Source organism: Streptomyces sp. NPDC057697 (assembly GCF_042799335.1).
Taxonomy (GTDB): domain Bacteria; phylum Actinomycetota; class Actinomycetes; order Streptomycetales; family Streptomycetaceae; genus Streptomyces.
In genome coordinates this window covers 452,100-471,003 of sequence record NZ_JBHVJA010000005.1, presented here as the reverse complement: position 1 = coordinate 471,003, position 18,904 = coordinate 452,100, and the positions used below count along the sequence as shown (strand labels likewise).

Here is an 18,904-nt window from a genome sequence, read left to right as displayed (position 1 = left end):
GCCCGTCGGCCCCGGGTGGGTCGGGGCCTCAGCCGGCCGCGACCCCGGCCGGCTCCCGCAGCGGCCAGTGGCCGTCGATCACCGCGTCGGCGGTGCCCTTGCGGCGCAGGAACCGCTGGAAGTCCGCCGCCCATTGCGCGTACCACTCCACCTGGCGCTCGTGCAGCTCGGCGGCGGTCAGCACGGCCACCGAACCATGCCGCTCGGCTATGGCGTACGCCACCCGGACCGCGGCCAGCGCGTCCGCCCCGGCGTCATGGGCTCCGCCGTGCACCACGCCGTACTCGACACAGACCGCCTCCAGGTTGCGCTTGCCCTTGCGGTAGCGGTCGACGGCGCGGTCGATGGTGTACGGGTCGATGACCGGCCCGATCCCGGCGCCGCCGAGCCGGTCGCTCAGCGAGGGCAGCCCGTGCCGCCGCAACTCCGCCGTGAGCAGCGTCAGATCGAAGGCGGCGTTGTACGCGACGACGGGGACGCCCCGGCGCCAGTAGCCGGTGAGGGTCTCGGCGATCTCGTCGGCCACCTCGCGCACCGGCCGGCCCTCCGCCGCCGCCCGCTCGCTGCTGATGCCGTGGATCGCCGAGGCCTGCTCGGGGATCCGGATGCCCGGATCCGCCAGCCAGGTGCGCTGCCGCACCGGCCCCCCGTCCCTGCCGTCGACCCCGACGACCGCGGCCGTCACGATCCGGGCCTCCAGCGGTTCCGTACCCGTCGTCTCCAGGTCGAAGCCGACCAGCGCCTCCCGGTGCCAGCTCATCCCGTACCTCCTTCGTGGTGCTCTCCCCCAGGTGACGACCACCCTCGCACGCACCACTGACAACGCCGTCCCGGCCCCTCAGGAGACGGGCCGGGAGTCCGTCCACACGGACTCGAATTCCTCGCGGTACGTCTCGAACAGCCCGTGCTCGTTGTCCTGGCCCGCCCGCACCACGGCGCGCCCGCCGCCGCGCAGCACCAGCACGGGCGCCTCCATGCCGCGTGCGCGCCGCAGATAGGTCTGGACGACCCCGACCGCGTCCGTCCCGTCGCCGTCCACCAGATAGGCCGTGAACCGCGGTGTCTCGTCGAACACATGGATCTCGAACGCGCCCGGGTCGCGGAGCTTGGAGCGGACCCGGCGCATGTGGAGGATGTTCATCTCCACCGACCGGCTCAGCTCGCCCTTCTTCAGGCCGAGCTCCCGCTCCCGGCGCTTGACCGCGCTGCTGGCCGGATTGATGAAGAGCAGCCTGACCCGGCAGCCCGACTCGGCGAGCCGGATGAGCCTGCGGCCGGAGAAGTTCTGCACCAGCAGGTTGAGACCTATGCCGATCGCGTCGAGCCGGCGCGAACCGCCGAAGAGGTCCTCGGCCGGCAGCTGGCGCTGGAGCCGCACCCGGTCGGAGTGGACGGAGACCACGTCCGCGTACCGGTCGCCGACCAGCTCCTCGACGGCGTCGACCGGGAGCCGCTCGGCCGAGGGGACCGCGGCCCCGCTGCCCAGGATCTCCAGGAGCCGGGCGGAGGCCCGCTCGGCCTGGGCGAGGACCGCCTCGTTCAGGGCGCGGTTGCGGGAGACCACGTTGCGGGCGACCTCCAGCTCGTCGAGGGCCAGCTCCACCTCGCGGCGGTCGTCGAAGTACGCCTCGAAGCAGGGCCAGTGCTGGACCATCAGCTCACGCAGCTGCGGCAGCGTGAGGAAGCTGAGGACGTTGTCGTCGGCCGGGTCCAGCAGATAGCCCTTGCGGCGCGACACCTCGCGCACGGCGACGGCTCGCTGCACCCACTCCTGCCCGGCGGGTCCCGCGGCCGCCACCACCCAGTCCTCGCCGTGGACCGGCTCGTAGATGGGCCGGAGCACCGCGGCGACCACGGCGCGCAGCCGCTGTTCCACGAGATTGAGCCAGATGTAGGCCCGTCCGGCCCGCTGGGCGCGCGTGCGCACCTCGCTCCAGGCGTCCGCGCCCCAGTCCAGTTCCGCGCCGATCTCCATGGGCTGCGCAAGCGATACCGCCCCTGGCGGGACATCGGTGGAATCCCCCTCGTGACCCGGGTCACCTGGGGGCAGCTCGAATCCTCCCGAGCTCACCCGCGCACCGCCTTCCACTCCCCCACCAACGATCAAGGAAGGGTACTCCGGGAGCGGGAGCCGGTGCAGCAGGATGCGCATGCTGCTTCGTCAACTCCCGTGTTCCGCAGGCATGTTCCCGTCGGCAAGATCTGCCGTAGTGAGGGGATTCATAGTGATTGGGCCCCCGTTCCGGGCGACGCCCGGGACGGGGCACGGTCCGGGGGCCCGGATACCGGTTCCGGGCGACGCGGAGGGGCCCGATGTTGACCTGGCCGCGCGACGCCGCCCCCGCCGATGGCCGGTCGGTCTTAGGTAGCCGCTCCTCTTTCGGGGAAGATCTGGCTTCGGGGCCCGTCCGGCGCATCGGGGCCGGACGGTCCCGGACGTGTCCGCGCACTCCAGGCACCCGGATCAGTAGTGGAGGAGCCGAGCCCATGCAGGTCTGGCCGGGACAGGCGTACCCCCTCGGCGCCACGTACGACGGCGCCGGGACCAACTTCGCGGTCTTCTCGGAGGCCGCCAGACGCATCGAGTTGTGCCTGCTGCACGACGACGGTTCCGAGACGGCGGTGGAACTCAGGGAGACCGACGCCTTCGTCCGCCATGCCTATCTGCCCGGGGTGATGCCCGGTCAGCGGTACGGATTCAGGGTCCACGGGCCGTACGAGCCGGAGCGCGGCGCCCGCTGCAATTCGGCCAAACTGCTGCTCGACCCGTACGCCCGTGCCGTCGCCGGTCAGATCCGGTGGGGCGAGGCGGTGTACGGCTACCCGTTCGGGCGGCCCGACGCGCGCAACGATCTCGACTCGGCGCCGCACACCATGACCTCGGTCGTGGTCAACCCCTACTTCGACTGGGGCGACGACCGGCGGCCCCGTACGGACTACCACCGCACGGTGATCTACGAGGCCCATGTGAAGGGCCTGACGATGCTCCACCCGGGGCTGCCGAAGGAGCTGCGCGGCACCTACGCGGGGCTGGCCCATCCGGAGGTGATCGCCCATCTGACGGAACTCGGCGTCACGGCGATCGAACTGATGCCGGTCCACCAGTTCGTCCAGGACCACCGGCTGGCCGACGCCGGGCTGGCCAATTACTGGGGCTACAACACCATCGGCTTCTTCGCCCCGCACAACGCCTACGCCTCCTGGGGCGACCGCGGCGAACAGGTGCTGGAGTTCAAACAGGCCGTACGGGCGCTGCACCAGGCGGGCATCGAGGTGATCCTCGACGTGGTCTACAACCACACCGCGGAGGGCAACCATCTGGGTCCGACGCTCTCCTTCCGGGGCCTGGACAACGCCTCGTACTACCGGCTGGCGGACGACCAGCGGTACTACATGGACACCACGGGGACCGGGAACTCCCTGCTGATGCGGTCGCCGCACGTGCTCCAGCTGATCATGGACTCGCTGCGGTACTGGGTCACCGAGATGCACGTGGACGGCTTCCGCTTCGATCTGGCGGCGACCCTGGCCCGGCAGTTCCACGAGGTGGACCGGCTGTCGTCCTTCTTCGACCTGGTGCAGCAGGACCCGGTGGTCAGCCAGGTGAAGCTGATCGCCGAGCCGTGGGACGTGGGCGAGGGCGGCTACCAGGTGGGGAACTTCCCCCCGCTGTGGACCGAGTGGAACGGCAAGTACCGGGACACCGTGCGGGACCTGTGGCGGGGCGAGCCGCGGACGCTGGCGGAGTTCGCGGGGCGGCTGACCGGGTCGTCGGACCTGTACCAGGACGACGGGCGGCGCCCGCTCGCCTCGATCAACTTCACCACCTGCCACGACGGGTTCACCCTGCACGACCTGGTCTCGTACAACGACAAGCACAACGAGGCGAACGGCGAGGGCAACCGGGACGGCGAGAGCCACAACCGGTCCTGGAACTGCGGCGCGGAGGGCGCGACCGACCAGCCGGAGGTGCTGGGTCTGCGGACGCGGCAGATGCGGAACTTCATCGCCACGCTGATGCTGTCGCAGGGCGTGCCGATGCTGAGCCACGGCGACGAGTTCGCGCGCACCCAGCAGGGCAACAACAACGCGTACTGCCAGGACAGCGAGTTGTCGTGGGTGCACTGGCCCGACCCGGCCGAGGCCGCCGGGGACGGCGCGGAGGACGCCGAGGGGGACGCGGACCGGGAGCCGGGCAGCAGTCTGCTGGAGTTCACCCGGGCGATGGTCTGGCTCCGCCGCGACCACCCGGTCTTCCGGCGCCGCCGGTTCTTCCACGGCCGTCCGGTCGAGGGCACCCATGACGAGCTCTCGGACATCGCGTGGTTCACTCCCGAGGGCGGCGAGATGACGCAGCGGGACTGGCAGGCCGCGCACGCCAAGGCGCTGACGGTCTTCCTCAACGGGCACGCGATCTCGGAGCCGGGGCCGCGCGGCGAGCGGATCTCCGACGACTCGTTCCTGCTGATGTTCAACGCGAGCGCGGAGACCCTGGAGTTCTCCGTTCCGGTGAATCACGGCCGGCAGTGGCTGGTGGTGGTCGACACGGCGCGGCCGGTCGGCGTCATGCCCGGCTCGGGGCCGAAGGTGGCCGCGGGCGATCGGGTGACGCTGGTCGGACGCAGTATGGCGGTGCTCCAGCGGCCCGCGTAGGGCGGGACCGGCCCGCGGGGACACCGCCGGTCGAGCCCTTTGCCGCGTTCCGTGACACAGAAGCCGCCAGGCTGGGTACGACGTCCGCATGACGCCCACCGCCACCTACCGCCTCCAGCTCCAGCCCGGCTTCCCGTTCTCGGCCGCCGCGCACGCCGTGCCGTATCTCGCCGCGCTCGGCGTCTCCCATCTGCATCTGTCCCCGGTCCTGGAGGCCGTGCCCGGCTCCCGGCACGGCTACGACGTCGTCGACCACGGCCGCGTCCGCGCCGAGCTGGGCGGCGAGGAGGGGCTGCGGGAGCTGGCCCGCACGGCGCGCGAGCACGGTCTCGGGCTGATCGTGGACATCGTGCCGAACCACATGGCCGCCGTCCCCCGCCACAACCACGCGCTGTGGGAGGTGCTGCGCGAGGGCCCCGCGTCCCCCTACGCCCGCTGGTTCGACATCGACTGGGCGGCGGGCGGCGGCAAGGTGCTGCTTCCGGTGCTCGGCGGCCGGATCGGCGACGAGCTGGACCGGCTCCGGGTGGACGGGGACGTGCTGCGCCACGGCGAGCAGGAGTTCCCGCTGCGGGCCGGGACCGCCGGGCTGCCGCTGCCCGAGCTGCTCGACGCCCAGCACTACCGGCTGGGCTGGTGGCGGCTGGCCCGTACCGAGCTGAACTACCGGCGGTTCTTCACGATCTCGGAGCTCATCGGGGTGCGGGTGGAGGATCCCGAGGTCTTCGACGCCACCCACGGCAAGATCCTCGAACTGGTCCGGGACGGGGTCGTCGACGGTCTGCGCGTGGACCACCCGGACGGGCTGGCCGACCCCGCCGCCTATCTGGCACGGCTCTCCGCGGCGACCGGCGGACGGTGGACGGTGGTGGAGAAGATCCTCACCGGCGACGAACGGCTGCCCGCGGACTGGGCCGTGGCGGGCACGACCGGGTACGACGTGCTGCACCGGATCGACGGGCTCTTCGTCGACCCGATGGGCGCGGCGGAGCTGGTCGGCCGCTACCGGGAGTACGCGGGGCCCGCCGGTGACCGCGGCGGCTACTGGACGGCGACCGTCCGCCGGGCCGCGTACCGGGTGGTGACGCACGAGCTGGCCGCCGAGACCGAGCTGCTGACCCGGCTCGCGGCGCGGATCTGCGCGGCGGACCCCGCGCTGCGCGACCACGCCCCCTGGGCGCTGCACGCCGCGGTGCGCGAACTGCTCGTGCGGGTGCCCGTCTACCGCCCGTACGCGACGGCCGGCGGGCCCCGCACCCGGTCGGCCGAGGAGGCCCTGCCGGACTCGGTCGTCCGGGACGCCGAGGCGGTGTTCGCCGTCGCGGAGGAGGCGTCGGCCGTGGAGGTGGTCCGGGAGCTGGCGCTGGGGCGGCTGGGCGAGGGGCCCGAGCGGGCCGCGTTCTGCGCCCGGTTCGCCCAGACCGCCTCCGCGCTGCGCGCCAAGTCGGTCGAGGACACGGCGTACTACCGGTACGTCCCGCTGGTCTCGGCGAACGAGGTGGGCGGGGATCCCGGGCAGCCCGCGGTCACCCCGGAGGGCTTCCACGCGTTCTGCGCCCGGCTGGCCCGCGACTGGCCCGCCACCGGCACGGTGCTGACCACCCATGACACCAAGCGGAGCGCCGACGTACGGGCCCGGATCGCGGTGCTGACGGAGTGCCCGGAGTCCTGGTCCGGGCTGCTGACGGAGCTGGAGCGGGCGGCCCCGGCCGCCGCCCCCGACGCCCAGTTCGCCTGGCAGGCCTGGCAGACGGCCGTGGGCTGCGCGCGGCTGCCGCACGGCGAGATGGCGGGGCGGCTGGAGCCCGCGCTGTTGAAGGCGGTCCGCGAGGCGGGCCTCTTCACCAGCTGGACCGAGTCCGATCCGGTGTACGAGCGGGCGGTGACGGACTTCGTCGCGGCCGGTCCGGCGGCCGCCGGTGGTCCGGTGCGCGAGACGCTGGACCGGTTCGCGCACACGCTCGACCCGTATGTGCGGGCCAATGTGCTGGGCGCGGCGCTGGTGCACCTGACGATGCCGGGCGTGCCGGATCTGTACCAGGGCACGGAACGGGAGTACCCGGCCCTGGTCGACCCGGACAACCGGCGGCCGTTCCGCACACCGCCGGGGGACCTCGCCTCCGATGAGAAGGGCGCGCTCACCGAGGTCGCCCTGCGGCTGCGGCGCGCGCGGCCGGAGGTGTTCGGCGAGTCCGGTACGTATCTCCCGCTGGACGCCCGGGGCCCGGCGGCCGCGCACTGCCTGGCGTTCTGCCGCTCCGGCGAGGTGGTCACGGCGGTGACCAGGCTGTCGTTGCGGCTGGCCGAGTCGGGGGGCTGGCACGACACGGTACTGGCGCTGCCGGACGACGGGCCGTGGGCCGATCTGCTGGCCCCGGGGCGGGAGTTCTCCGGGGGGTCGGTCGCGCTCGCCGAGCTGTTCGCCGGGCGGCCGGTGGCGCTGCTCAGCCGGGCCGGACGAGGAGGACCCGCGGGCCGCGGGTGAGCAGCCCCGTACCGGCCGGGCGGAATCCGTCCGCCCAGCGGAGCCGGGGCATCGCGTCGAGCAGCGCGCGCAGGCCCTGTCCGGCCTCCAGTCTGCCGAGCAGGACGGCCGGGCAGGAGGCGGGGCCGGTGAGGGACCGGCCCTGGTCGCGGCGGAGGGGATCGAAGAGGTCGGGGGCGGCGAACCGTTGCGGGTCGCGGCCGGCCGAGCCGATCAGACAGGCCACGTCCGCCCCGGCGGGCAGGGTGCCGCCGCTGAGGGCGACCTCGGTGACGGTGCGGCGCAGCACCACCTGGACCGGTGGGTCGCGGCGGAGCGACTCCGTCCAGGCCCGGTCGGCCAGGGCGGGTTCGACGCGCAGTGCGGCGAGCAGGTCGGGGGCGTCCAGCACATTGGCGAGGAAGGAGGCGAGGGCGGTCGCGCGGAGGGCGGTGTACCGGGTGCAGGGCAGGGCGGCGCCCGCCGGGGTGCCGGGCGGCCGGCCGGCGTACGGGTCGGGGACCGCGCCGGCGGCGGCGCCGACCGGCAGCCACCGGCAGAACTCCGCGACGAGGTCCGCCTCCTGGCGCCCGGCTATCCGGCGGGCCAGGACGTAGGCGGTCCGTTCGATGCGCGCGGCCGTGTGACGTGGTACCGGTCCGGGGGCGGCCGCGGGTTGCTTCCGGGGTGCGCAGCGCGGGCTGCCGTGGCAGAGGCCGAGCGGGGCGGGCGCGCCGCGCGGCGCGGTGTCGTGCGGGAGGCCGGTGAACCGGGGGTCGGTGAGGGCCGTGGCCACGTCCGCGTACCGGCTGACCAGCCAGGCGCCGAGGGGTACGTCGTAGCTGAGCGGGTGTTCCTCGCGCAGCACCCGGTACAGCCGGTAGGGGTCGTGGGCCGCGCCGGGGGCGAGGAGGCTGGGGCCGGTGCTCCGGCGGGGGCCGCGCGCCGGTCCGGCGGTCCGGCGGCCGAGGCCCGGTGCGGGTATGCCTTCCGGCGCGTCGGCCTGCATCGGGTACCCCCGGGGCGTCTGGGCGCCGGTGCGCGGCGCGGTTTCCCACCAGGGGATCACCGGCGGGGTCGGCGCGCAGTCGGCGTACGGCTGTCCGGGTGACCACGGTACGCCCGGACAGCCGTTCCGGTCCGCCGCCGTGCGGGAGGAGCCGGGCGGGCCCGGCCGGGGGTCAGGTCGGCGGGCCGGGGCTCAGGCGGGCGGTCCGGGGGCGGGGGCGGAGAGGCGGAAGCTCATCCGGCCGAAGCTGACCTGGTCCCCGTCGCGGACCGGGACCGTGCCGACGACCCGTTGGCCGTTGACACAGGTGCCGTTGGTCGAGCCGAGGTCGCGCAGCAGCCAGCCGCCGCCCCGCACGGTGAGTTCCGCGTGCGTCCGGGAGACGGTCTCGTGGTTGAGCCGCAGCCCGTTGCCGGGATCGCGGCCGATCAGCAGGGGGTACGGGCTCGGGGCGGGGAGCAGGAGCTTCGGCAGCCGCTCGGTCTGCCAGACCCGGCGCACCCGGCCGGGGAATCCGGAGACCCCGCCGACCACCCGGAGTATCCGCCGTGACCAGCGGCCCTCGCTCTCCAGGTCGGCGGTGAGGGCGTCCAGTTCCTCGGAGCGCCGGGCGGTCAGGGCCAGTTCCATGCGCCGCATGAAGGTGTCGTGCGACAGCCTTCCCTGTGCCGCGCCGTCTCTGAGCACGCCGAGCACACGATCGCGCTGGGCGTCGGACAGCCGCGCGGGATACGTGTGGGACTCGAAGGAGGACGTCACGCGCCCAATTGTCGGTCCGACCGCCCCGGAGTGTCCAGAACGGGCCCGTACTCTCCCCGGCGCCCTCCCGTTCTGCTCTCTCCCCCCGCCCCGCCCCGGGTGGAACGCCCCGCCGCCGATATCCCCGCGCGCCGCCGCGGAGACGTTGCTACTGTCTCCCGCCGCGGGCCGCGGGCGTAGAACCGGCGGCTCTTCCGCGCACCTCAAGGAGCTTGTGTGACCCCTGCACCACAGGAACTGACCATCCGTCCGCTCGCGGGCCCGCAGGAGCTCGGGCTCTTCCGCCGGCTCTCGTACGCCCTCGACCACGAACTCGCCGGCGACCTGGCGAGCGGGCGCCGTAGGCCCGAGTGGATGTGGGTGGCGATGCGCGGCGACCACGTGGTGGCCCGGCTCGCGTGGTGGAGTCCGGACGGAGTGGCGCCGCTGCTCCTCGACGTGTTCGACCTGGACGACGCGCTGCCCGAGCCCGGACGCGGCGAGGCGGGGCTGAGGCTGCTGGAGGCGGCGACGGCCGCGGTGGTGCCCGCCGGTGCCCGGCGCCCCGAGTACGGGCGGTTCGTCCCGTCCGACTGGCGCGAGGACCCGGCCGTCCGCGAGGTCGTCGAGGCCCGGATCCGGGTCATGGAGCGGTCCGGCGCGCGGATGCTGGTCGAGCGGCTGCGGCTGGAGTGGCGGCCCGGCACGGCGGTCCCGGCCGACAGCGGGCGGCTCCGCTTCCGCCCGGTCGAGGACCGCGAGGATCTCCTCGCGCTGATGGCGCCCGTGATGGAGGGCACCCTCGACGCCCACGGGCAGGCCGAACTGGCGTCCGGGCTCAGTGCCCGCGAGGCCGCGGAGAAGCAGTACGACGAGGAACTGGTCTCCTACCGGACGCCGCGCGCGTGGTGGCGGATCGCGGAACTCCCGGACGGGGAACCGGTCGGGTTCGTGATCCCTGCGCGCAACAACTACAACCCGATCATCGCCTACATCGGTGTGCTGCCCGACCGGCGCGGCCACGGCTACATCGACGACATCCTCGCCGAGGGGACCAGGGTGCTGGCCGCGCAGGACGGCGTGGAGCGGATCCGGGCCTCCACCGACCTCGGCAACGTTCCGATGGCCAGGTCCTTCGCGCGTCTGGGATATGTGAACTTCGAGCGCTCCTTCGACATGGTCTGGGACTGATCCCGCGTCAGCGGGCGGTTCCCGCCAGCCAGCGCAGGCGGAGCCACTGCTCGGCGGGGATCGTGGCGTCCTCGCCGCGCGGCGCCACGTCGAGCAGCAGGCCGCCCTCCTCGGCGGCCGACTCCCTCACCAGCGCGTCCAGTTCCTCGCGGCCGGGATGCGTTCCGGGCGGGGCGTCACGGTTGTAGCCGAGGGCGGGGCCGGTGCGGCGGGCGCCGTGCGGGGTGCGCAGGGCGGGGTGCGGGCCGGGGGCGGCGCCGCGGGCGGCGGCGCGGCGTGCCCAGCCGTCGTGCAGGGCCCCGGCTCCGGGCAGCCGGAGTGTGCGCCGCATCGGCGGGTACGGCGCCAGCCGGTCGTTGACGATGCCGTGCGGGACGGCGAAGCGGTAGTACTCCAGGAGCCGTTGCGCCTCGGCGGGGGTACCGGGCCAGGCGAGGTCGTTCCAGAGGATGTCGGGGCGGTACCGGCGGATCAGTTCGCGCACCTGGGCGCCCGCGTACGCGGGGTAGCCGCCGCGCGGCACCGCCGAGACGGCGTCCGCGCCGGTGCCTATGGGGCGGTCGTCGAAGCTCCAGTCGAGCCCGCCGGAGTAGGCGAGCCCGAGGCGGAGCCCCTCGGCCCTGACGGCCTCGGCGAACTCACCGACGACGTCCCGCGCGGTGTGCCAGCGGGCGCGGCGCGGATGGGCGGTCCCGGAGGGCCAGAGGCAGAAGCCGTCGTGGTGCTTGGCGACGAGCACGGCGTAGCGGGCGCCCGCGGCGCGGAAGCCGCGGGCCCACTCGGTGGGGTCCCAGCCCTCCAGGGCGTCGTTGAAGTCGCCGCCGAAGGCGGTGTAGGGGCGGGTGCCGTGGGCCGCGCGGTGGTGGGCGGAGACCGGGCTGCCGGGGAACCGCAGCGCGTTCTCGTACCACGCGGTGTGCGGGGCCCAGCCGAGCGGCGACCGGCGCCCGGCCAGGGGGAGTTCGCGCACCGGGACGCTCGGCGGGGCCCAGCCCGGTACGGAGGCGGGCGTCCAGTGCACAAAGATCCCCAGGCCGGCCCGGGACCACCATGAAGCAACCATGCCGCGCAGTATGGATCACACCGGGGGCCGTCCGTCAGGCCGGTGTGCCCGACCGCCCCGCCTTCTGCGCGCGGATCAGCTCGCGGTACCAGGCGTAGGAGTCCTTCGGCGTCCGGCGCAGCGTCTCGTAGTCGATGTGGACCAGGCCGAAGCGCTTGCTGGCACCCTCGGTCCATTCGACGTTGTCGGTGAGCGACCAGGTGAAGTAGCCGCGCACGTCGACCCCCGCGTCGATGGCCGTGCGCAGGGCCTTCAGATGCCCTTCGAGGTAGGCGATCCGGCGGGTGTCCTCGGCGGGCTCGTCGACGGCGCAGCCGTTCTCGGTGATGTAGAGCGGCGGGAGCCGGTCGCCGTAGCGGGTGTGGAGCTGTACGAGGGTCTCGCGCAGGCCGTCCGGGACGACGGGCCAGCCGAAGTCGGTCTTCTCGTACCCCTCTATCTCGCGGATGCCGAAGGGGAGTTCGGGCGGCATCCGGTAGCCGGAGAAGGTCTCCGGGCCGCCGTCGGGCGCGCCGACGAGGGTGGGGTTGTAGTAGTTGACGCCGTACCAGTCGAGCGGGGTGGAGATGGTCGCCAGGTCGTCCTCGACCGGGCCGGGCATCAGCGCCGCGAAGTTCTCGTCGGGGTAGCGGCCGGTGAGGACCGGGTCGGCGAACAGCCAGTTGGTGATCGTGTCGTACAGCTCGGCGCCCTGGCGGTCCTCGTCACGGGCGCCCGCGGTCCAGACGGGGGTGTGCGAGACGGCGATGCCGATGTTGTCCGCGCCCGCGCCGCGCAGGGCGCGCACCGCCAGGCCGTGCGCGAGGAGCTGGTGGTGGGCGGCGGGCAGGGCGTCGAAGAGGAGGGTGCGGCCGGGCGCGTGCTCGCCGAGCGCGTAGCCGAGCAGCGTCACCTCGGCGGGTTCGTTGATGGTGATCCACATCGGTACGCGGTCGGCGAGGCGCTCGGCGACGATGCCCGCGTACTCGGCGAAGCGGTAGGCGGTGTCCCGGTTGAGCCAGCCGCCCTCCTCGTCCAACGGCAGCGGGGTGTCCCAGTGGTAGAGGGTGGGGGCCGGGGTGATGCCGTGGGCGCAGAGCTCGTCGACGAGGCGGTCGTAGAAGTCGAGCCCCTGCGGGTTGACCGGTCCGCTGCCGCCGGGCACCACGCGCGGCCAGCTGACGGAGAACCGGAAGGCGTCGGCGCCGAGGCCGGCCAGCAGGGCGACGTCCTCGCGGTAGTGCTGGTGGAAGCCGGTTCCCCGGGTGGTGTCGGTGCCGTCCTTGATCCGTCCGGGCTGCGCGGCGAAGGCGTCCCAGCCGGAGGGGCCCTTGCCGTCGGTGTCGGCGGCCCCCTCGGTCTGGAAGGCGGACGCGGAGGCTCCCCAGAGGAAGCCGGGTGGGAACGACGGCACGGTCATCTCGGCCTCCACAGCCGTAAGAGGGAGTGCGTATGGATGCGTATTGAGCGGAACCTGACGGGGCAATGATCAGAACCAGACCTTAATCGCCGGTAACGGGCCCGATCCAGTGCTGTGGGCCGGTGATCGCGGCTGCCGCCGACGGCGGTGCACGGGGGCGAGGAGACGAGGAGCGTTCTGCATGCTGTTCGAGGTATGGGCACCGGACGCGGAGTCGGTGGCGCTGCGGCTGTCGGGCGGGCTGCGGGAGATGGCACGTGATCCCGGGCGGGACGGCTGGTGGACGGCCGAGGCGGAGGCGTCGGACGGCGACCGCTACGGCTTCGTCCTGGACGGGGGCGAGGGGGACGGGTCCGGCGCCCGGGTGCTCCCCGATCCGCGTGCGCGCCGCCAGCCGGACGGGCCGGACGGCGAGAGCGCCGTCGTGGACCACTCGTTGTTCCAGTGGCGCGCCGACTGGCCGGGCCGGGGGCTTGCGGGCGCCGTCCTGTACGAGCTGCACATCGGTACGTACACCGAGGAGGGCACCTTCGACGCGGCGGCGGCCCGGCTCGGGCACCTCGCCGCGCTCGGCGTCACCCATGTGTCGCTGATGCCGGTCTGCCCGTTCCCCGGCACCCACGGGTGGGGGTACGAGGGGGTGTCGCTCTGGGCCGTCCACGAACCGTACGGCGGCCCGGAGGGGCTGAAGCGCTTCGTCGACGCGGCGCACGGCCTCGGGCTCGCGGTCCTGCTGGACGTGGTCCACAACCACCTCGGCCCGTCCGGCAACCACCTCCCGGCCTTCGGCCCGTACTTCACCGAGGCCCATCGCACGCCGTGGGGCGCGGCGGTCAATCTCGACGCCCCCGGCTCGGACGAGGTGCGGGCGTACCTGCTGGGCAGCGCGCTCGCCTGGCTCCGGGACTACCGGCTGGACGGGCTGCGGCTGGACGCGGTGCACGCCCTGGTGGACGGGCGGGCGCTGACCTTCCTGGAGGAGCTGTCCACGGCGGCCGACGCGCTCGCGGCCGAACTGGGCCGCCCGCTCCCGCTGATCGCCGAGTCCGACCTCTGCGACCCGAGGACCACGGCCCCGCGCGCCTCGGGCGGGCTCGGCCTGCACGCCCAGTGGAACGACGACTTCCACCACGCCCTGCACACCGCGCTGACGGGCGAGTCCCAGGGGTATTACGAGGACTTCGCCGCGGCCCCGCTGGCCGCCGTCGCCAAGACCGTGACCAGCGCCTTCTTCCACAACGGCAGCTACTCCAGCTTCCGGGGCCGCACCCACGGCCGCCCGGTCGACATCACCCGCACCCCGGCCCACCGCTTCGTCGGCTACGCGCAGACCCACGACCAGATCGGCAACCGGGCCCTGGGCGACCGGCTCTCGGCCACGCTCTCCCCCGGTCTGCTCGCCTGCGCCGCCGCCCTCGTCCTGACCGGTCCCTTCACACCGATGCTGTTCATGGGCGAGGAGTGGGGTGCCCGCACCCCCTGGCAGTTCTTCACCGACCACACCGATCCGGAGCTCGCCCAGGCGGTGCGCGACGGGCGGCGGCGGGAGTTCGCGGCCCACGGCTGGGCGGCGGACGACGTCCCCGACCCGCAGGACCCGGCCACCCGGAACCGTTCCTGCCTGGACTGGAGCGAGCCCTCCCGGGAGCCGCACGCCCGGCTGCTCGCCTGGTACCGCGAGCTGATCGCGCTGCGCCGCGCCCTGCCCGACCTGCACGACCCGGACCTGGCGTCGGTGCGCACCGCCCATGACGAGGAGGCGCGCTGGCTGGCGTACCGCAGGGGCGATCTGCGGATCGCGGTGAACCTCGGCGGGCGGACGGCCACGATCCCGCTGGGCGGCGGGCGGCACCGGGGCGGGGCGGACCGGGTGGTGGCCGCGTGGCAGCCGGTGGAGGCCCCGGGCGCCGACGGGCTGCTGCGTCTGCCGCCGGAGTCGTGCGTGGTGCTGGCCGACGGCTGAGCGGCCGGGCGGTCCCGGCTCGGGCCCGCCCCGGGTCCGGCTACTCGACGATCGCCATCTCGCGCGCGGTGGTGTTGAGGCGTCGGCCGCCGTCCTCGGTCACGGTCACGATGTCCTCGATCCGGACGCCGAAGCGGCCCGGCAGATAGATGCCCGGCTCCACCGAGAAGCACATCCCGGGCACCAGCGGCTGCTCCTCGCCCTCGATCATGTAGGGCGGTTCGTGGGTGGTGACGCCGATGCCGTGGCCGGTGCGGTGGATGAAGCGTTCGCCGTAGCCGAACTCGGTGATCACGGCGCGGGCGGCCCGGTCGATCTCCTGGCAGGCGACGCCCGGCCGGACCGCCGCGCAGCCCGCCTCCTGCGCTTCCCGCACGATGTCGTGGACCCGCTGTTCCTCGGCGGTGGGCTCACCGACGTGGACCGTACGGGAGGTGTCCGAGCCGTAGCCGTGCATGAGGCCGCCGAAGTCGAGTACGACCATGTCGCCCCGCTCGATGGTGCGGTCCCCGGCCTCGTGGTGCGGGTTGGCGCCGTTGGGCCCGGAGCCGACGACCGTGAAGTCGACCTGGGAGTGCCCGAACCGCCTCAGCAGCTCGGCCAGTTCGGCGGCGACGTCGGTCTCCTCGCGGCCGGAGAAGCGCACCTTGAGGATCTCGTCGTACGTGGCGTCGGCGGCGGCCCCGGCGGCCGCCAGCCGCTCCAGCTCGGGGGCGTCCTTCACGGCGCGCAGCATCGGCAGCGCCTCGGTGAGGGAGACGTAGGAGGTGTCCGGCAGGGTGCGCTGGAGCCCGAGCAGATGCATCGCCCAGGCGTTGTCGCTGATCCCGAAGCGGCCCCGGCCGTCGAGCAGGGGCGCGGTGACGGCGTAGGGGTCCTTGCCGTCGGTCCAGTCCCGGAGGGTGAGGGCCGGGGCGCCGACGGCCTTCTCGGCGTCGGGGGCCTCCAGCGTCGGGACGACCAGCACCGGGTCCTGCCCGGGGGTGAGGACGAGGACGGTGAGGCGTTCGGTGTTCACCGGCCGGTAGCCGGTGAGGTACACCAGATCGGGTCCGGGCGCGACCAGCACGCCCGCCAGTCCGGCCTCGGCGGCGGTGTCGGCCGCACGCGTCATACGGGCCCGGTAGTCGTCGGCGGTGAACGGTGCGGGCTGGTTCTGGCGGGACATGCGGGACCTCCTGGCGGCGCGACACGGCACACAGCATCCTGCCCGTCCGGGCCGGTCGACGCGAGTGGGGCGGGGTGCCGGACGGGGCGTCGTGGCGGCGGGTGTCCGGGAGGACCGGCCCGGGTCAGCGGCCGGCCCTGCCCTCCAGGTACGCCAGTACCGCGAGGACGCGGCGGTGCACGGTGCCGTCGTCGGGTTCCAGGCCGAGTTTGGCGAAGATGGAGCCGATGTGCTTGCTCACCGCCCGTTCCGTCACGACCAGTTCGGCGGCGATGGTGCCGTTCGCCTTGCCCTGCGCCATCAGCTCCAGGACCTCGCGTTCGCGCGGGGTGAGGCTCCGCAGCGGCTCGGCGGACGACTTGCGGGTGAGCAGCTGGGTCACGACCTCGGGGTCCAGCGCCGTGCCGCCGCCCGCCACCCGCTCCAGCGCCTGGAGGAACTGGTCGACCCGGCCGATCCGGTCCTTCAGGAGGTACCCGATGCCCTGCGCGCCCCGGGCGAGCAGTTCGGCGGCGTACGTCTCCTCCACGTACTGCGAGAGCACCAGGATCGGCAGCTCGGGCAGTTCGGCGCGGGCGGCGATCGCGGCGCGCAGGCCCTCGTCGCGGAAGGTGGGCGGCAGCCGTACGTCGAGCACGGCGGCGTCCGGCCGGTGCTCCAGCAGGGCGGGCAGCACCTCGGGCCCGGTCGCCGCGTCGGCCACCACCTCGTGGCCGGAGCTGCTGAGCAGCAGGATCAGGCCCTCCCGCAACAGCGCGTTGTCCTCGGCGATCACGATCCGCACGGCAGCTCCACTTCGATGTCCGTCGGCCCCCCGAGGGGGCTGCTGATGCGGGTGGTGCCGTCCAGTGCGGCGATCCGCCGCCGGATGCCGACCAGCCCGCTGCCGGACCCACCCGGGTTTGTGGCCCGCGCGGGCCCGGGGCTCGGGCGGCCGCCGTCGGTGGAGGACTTCTCCGTGGTGCCGCCGTACTGCTCGCCCGCGCCGCCGCGCCCATTGTCGCCGACGGCCACGCGCAGGGTGCCGGGGGTACGGGCGATGGTCACGGTGGCGGCCGTCGCACCGCTGTGCTTGCTGATGTTGGTGAGGGCCTCGGCGATGACGAAGTAGGCGGCCGCCTCGATCGCGGCCGGAAGCCGCCGGCCGTCCTCGACCCCGTCCAGCTCCGCGGTGACCGGCACCCCCGCGTCGGCGGCCAGGGCCCGCACGGCGCCCGCCAGTCCACGGTCCGTCAGCACCGGCGGATGGATGCCGCGCACCACGTGGCGCAGTTCCGCGAGGGCCGCCTCCGCGCCGTCCTGCGCCTCGTCCAGCCGGAGGCGCGCGGCGGCCGGGTCGCTGTCGAGGAGTTGCCGGGCCAGGCCGATGCGCAGTGACAGGGCGACGATCCTGGCCTGGGCGCCGTCGTGCAGATCGCGTTCGATGCGGCGCAGTTCGGCGCCGTGCGCCTCGACCGCACCGGCCCGGCTCTCGGTCAGCTGGGTGACCCGTTCGGCGAGCACCGCCGACGACGCCGTGGTGAGCAGGGACCGGGTCCACTGCGCGGAGAGGTCCGCGAGGACGCCGTGCCAGCGCAGCACCCAGCCCCGCCGCTCGGGCGGCGGTGTGCCGTACTCGCCGGCGGCCCGGCGGTCCAGCAGCCGCACGACCGGCAGCGCGGCCCCGTCCACCAGGAGCCCGACCGGCCACAGCACCATGGCGAGATAGCCGAGGACGTTGCCCACGAGTGCCTGGAACGGCAGCCAGAGCGCGTCGCGCCAGACCGTGGGGTCGGTGAGCACCCGCCGGACCCGCTCGGAGAGTTCACCACCGTCCAGCGACGGATACGGCGTGGGCGTGAACGCGATGCCCAGGCGCGCCGCCGCCCTGCGCCGCTCGGACTCCGCGAACCGGCGCAGCACCTTGGCGGCCTCCGGCAGCGTCGGCAGCCCGATGAGCACGACGGCGAAGACCAGGACCGCCACCACCAGGAACGTGGCCACGTAGGAGAGCAGCGCGACCCCGATGCCGATGCCGAGGTAGCGCGAGGCGTCCCAGGAGCGCCGGACGGCGGCCGTCAGCGGGGCGGGAGGGTTGCTCATGACGCTTCACGTTACGGGGGCGCGCCCGCCGTCGGAGTGGCGCCCTCTCCCCGGCCGTGGTGGAGCGGGCTGCACCCCCGCCGGGGCCGGGACGGTCCGGCGGCCGGTCCGCCCTCGGGAGCCGATCCGGAGCGCACCACCGCGGCACGGCGCCGCGGGCAACAACCGGCCCGTCCCTGGACACCCGACCTGAACACACCACCCCGGCACAGCGGCCGGGGCACGCCTCACGGCGGTGCGGGCAGGGGCAGCGCCCCCTCCCGTGCCGCCGCCGCGGTCAGCGCGTCGAGCACCGGGGCGATCAGCGGATGCCCCTCCGCTCCCTGGCGCACGGCGGCGAAGACCCGGCGGGTCGGCGCGTTGCCCTCCACCGGCCGCACCACCACCCCCGTCAGCTCCATCCCCAGCAGCGCCGAGCGCGGCACCAGCGCCACCCCGACGCCCGCCGCGGCCAGCGCGACCACCGCGCGGAAGTCGTCCGAGGAGTGCTCCAGTCTCGGCTGGAAACCGGCGAACTCGCAGGACAGGACCACCACGTCGTGGCAGGGGTTGCCGGGGTACGGGCCGATCCAGGCGTCCTTCTCCAGCTCGGCGATGGCCACCTGGGCCCGGTCGGCCAGCGGATGCCCGACCGGCAGCACCGCGTCGAACGGCTCGGAGTACAGCGGCACCCGGGTCAGGCGCCGGTCGTCCTCGCCCGGGGCGCCCCGGTACTCCACGGCGACCGCCAGGTCGACCTGCCGGTCGAGCACCATCGGCACGCTCGCGTCGCCCTCGGCGTCCTGGACGCGGACCCGGATGCCGGGCGCGGTGCGGGTCAGTGCGGCGATCGCGGGGGCCAGGACCAGGCCGATGCCGGTCGCGAACGCGGCGACGGTGACCGTGCCCGCGTCCCCGGCGCTGTAGGCGGCGAGCTCCGCCTCGGCCCGCTCCAGCTGGGCCAGGACCGCGTTGGTGTGGGTGAGCAGGATCTCCCCGGCCGGGGTCAGCCGGGCACCGCGCGCGCCCCGCTCCACGAGCCGGTGACCGGTCTCCTGCTCCAGTGCGGCGAGCTGCTGGGAGACGGCCGAGGGGGTGAGGTAGAGCGCGGCGGCCGCGGCCGTCACCGTGCGGTGGTCGGCCACCGCACGGAGGATGCGCAGCCGCCGTGAATCGATCATGTGACCCATTGTCC

At 74.2% G+C, this 18,904-nt stretch carries 14 protein-coding genes; 4 read left to right on the top strand and 10 right to left on the bottom strand.

The window, feature by feature from the left end; translation table 11 throughout:
• Positions 1-28: 28 nt before the first annotated feature.
• Both ACFVFH_RS17420 and ACFVFH_RS17415 read right to left on the bottom strand, forming a co-directional pair.
• Complete coding sequence (locus ACFVFH_RS17420) at positions 29-760, bottom strand: 3'-5' exonuclease (protein ID WP_383768975.1); 732 nt, start codon at positions 758-760, stop codon at positions 29-31.
• 78 nt (positions 761-838) lie between these two features.
• The gene (locus tag ACFVFH_RS17415) at positions 839-2,071 is read right to left on the bottom strand and encodes an SAV2148 family HEPN domain-containing protein (RefSeq protein WP_383768973.1); all 1,233 of its coding nucleotides are present in this window, start codon (positions 2,069-2,071) and stop codon (positions 839-841) included.
• A 416-nt stretch (positions 2,072-2,487) separates the two neighbouring features.
• Between ACFVFH_RS17415 and glgX the strand changes: the two genes are divergently transcribed.
• Entirely contained in the window at positions 2,488-4,653 is a 2,166-nt protein-coding gene (glgX, locus tag ACFVFH_RS17410; protein ID WP_383768970.1) for a glycogen debranching protein GlgX, read from the top strand.
• A gap of 88 nt (positions 4,654-4,741) precedes the next feature.
• Entirely contained in the window at positions 4,742-7,138 is a 2,397-nt protein-coding gene (gene treY, locus ACFVFH_RS17405; protein ID WP_383768967.1) for a malto-oligosyltrehalose synthase, read from the top strand.
• On the opposite strand, the gene ACFVFH_RS17400 is transcribed toward treY, so the two are convergent.
• Positions 7,098-8,126 (bottom strand): cytochrome P450, encoded by a 1,029-nt coding sequence (locus tag ACFVFH_RS17400; protein ID WP_383768965.1) that lies wholly within the window; start codon positions 8,124-8,126, stop codon positions 7,098-7,100. The two genes, treY and ACFVFH_RS17400, sit on opposite strands and share 41 nt — an antisense overlap.
• Before the next feature lie 192 nt (positions 8,127-8,318).
• A complete protein-coding gene (locus tag ACFVFH_RS17395) occupies positions 8,319-8,885 on the bottom strand; it encodes an FHA domain-containing protein (protein WP_383768962.1) in 567 nt (188 codons plus the stop codon).
• 216 nt (positions 8,886-9,101) lie between these two features.
• Between ACFVFH_RS17395 and ACFVFH_RS17390 the strand changes: the two genes are divergently transcribed.
• Complete coding sequence (locus ACFVFH_RS17390) at positions 9,102-10,055, top strand: GNAT family N-acetyltransferase (protein WP_383768960.1); 954 nt, start codon at positions 9,102-9,104, stop codon at positions 10,053-10,055.
• Between the two features lie 7 nt (positions 10,056-10,062).
• Here ACFVFH_RS17390 and ACFVFH_RS17385 read toward each other — a convergent pair whose 3' ends face one another.
• Positions 10,063-11,118, bottom strand: a complete 1,056-nt coding sequence (locus ACFVFH_RS17385) for an alpha-L-fucosidase (protein ID WP_383768958.1) — start codon at positions 11,116-11,118, stop codon at positions 10,063-10,065.
• Positions 11,119-11,152: 34 nt separating this feature from the next.
• Complete coding sequence (locus ACFVFH_RS17380; protein WP_383768955.1) at positions 11,153-12,517, bottom strand: GH1 family beta-glucosidase; 1,365 nt, start codon at positions 12,515-12,517, stop codon at positions 11,153-11,155.
• 181 nt (positions 12,518-12,698) lie between these two features.
• Here ACFVFH_RS17380 and treZ point away from each other — a divergent pair, with 181 nt between their 5' ends.
• Positions 12,699-14,480, top strand: a complete 1,782-nt coding sequence (gene treZ / locus ACFVFH_RS17375; RefSeq protein WP_383768953.1) for a malto-oligosyltrehalose trehalohydrolase — start codon at positions 12,699-12,701, stop codon at positions 14,478-14,480.
• Between the two features lie 40 nt (positions 14,481-14,520).
• Here treZ and ACFVFH_RS17370 read toward each other — a convergent pair whose 3' ends face one another.
• The 4 genes from ACFVFH_RS17370 to ACFVFH_RS17355 all read right to left on the bottom strand — a co-directional run bounded on the left by ACFVFH_RS17370 (position 14,521) and on the right by ACFVFH_RS17355 (position 18,890).
• On the bottom strand, positions 14,521-15,648 hold the full coding sequence (locus tag ACFVFH_RS17370) for a M24 family metallopeptidase (RefSeq protein ID WP_383768950.1): 1,128 nt from the start codon (positions 15,646-15,648) through the stop codon (positions 14,521-14,523).
• 124 nt (positions 15,649-15,772) lie between these two features.
• Positions 15,773-16,432 carry a LuxR C-terminal-related transcriptional regulator gene (locus ACFVFH_RS17365; protein ID WP_383768947.1) on the bottom strand — a complete coding sequence of 220 codons (660 nt, stop codon included), beginning with the start codon at positions 16,430-16,432 and terminating at the stop codon, positions 15,773-15,775.
• Positions 16,420-17,730, bottom strand: coding sequence for a sensor histidine kinase (locus ACFVFH_RS17360; RefSeq protein ID WP_383768944.1), 1,311 nt, complete (start codon positions 17,728-17,730; stop codon positions 16,420-16,422). Before ACFVFH_RS17360 ends, ACFVFH_RS17365 begins: the two co-directional genes overlap by 13 nt.
• Positions 17,731-17,957: 227 nt before the next feature.
• Positions 17,958-18,890 carry a LysR family transcriptional regulator gene (locus ACFVFH_RS17355; RefSeq protein WP_383768942.1) on the bottom strand — a complete coding sequence of 311 codons (933 nt, stop codon included), beginning with the start codon at positions 18,888-18,890 and terminating at the stop codon, positions 17,958-17,960.
• Between the last annotated feature and the right edge of the window lie 14 nt (positions 18,891-18,904).

Coding starts and splice junctions, on each gene's coding strand:
- ACFVFH_RS17420 (WP_383768975.1), bottom strand. CDS start 760: ATGAGCTGGCACCGGGAGGCGCTGGTCGGCTTCGACCTGGAGACGACG.
- treY (WP_383768967.1), top strand. CDS start 4,742: ATGACGCCCACCGCCACCTACCGCCTCCAGCTCCAGCCCGGCTTCCCG.
- ACFVFH_RS17380 (WP_383768955.1), bottom strand. CDS start 12,517: ATGACCGTGCCGTCGTTCCCACCCGGCTTCCTCTGGGGAGCCTCCGCG.
- ACFVFH_RS17370 (WP_383768950.1), bottom strand. CDS start 15,648: ATGTCCCGCCAGAACCAGCCCGCACCGTTCACCGCCGACGACTACCGG.
- ACFVFH_RS17360 (WP_383768944.1), bottom strand. CDS start 17,730: ATGAGCAACCCTCCCGCCCCGCTGACGGCCGCCGTCCGGCGCTCCTGG.
- ACFVFH_RS17385 (WP_383768958.1), bottom strand. CDS start 11,118: ATGGTTGCTTCATGGTGGTCCCGGGCCGGCCTGGGGATCTTTGTGCAC.
- treZ (WP_383768953.1), top strand. CDS start 12,699: ATGCTGTTCGAGGTATGGGCACCGGACGCGGAGTCGGTGGCGCTGCGG.
- glgX (WP_383768970.1), top strand. CDS start 2,488: ATGCAGGTCTGGCCGGGACAGGCGTACCCCCTCGGCGCCACGTACGAC.
- ACFVFH_RS17400 (WP_383768965.1), bottom strand. CDS start 8,126: ATGCAGGCCGACGCGCCGGAAGGCATACCCGCACCGGGCCTCGGCCGC.
- ACFVFH_RS17355 (WP_383768942.1), bottom strand. CDS start 18,890: ATGATCGATTCACGGCGGCTGCGCATCCTCCGTGCGGTGGCCGACCAC.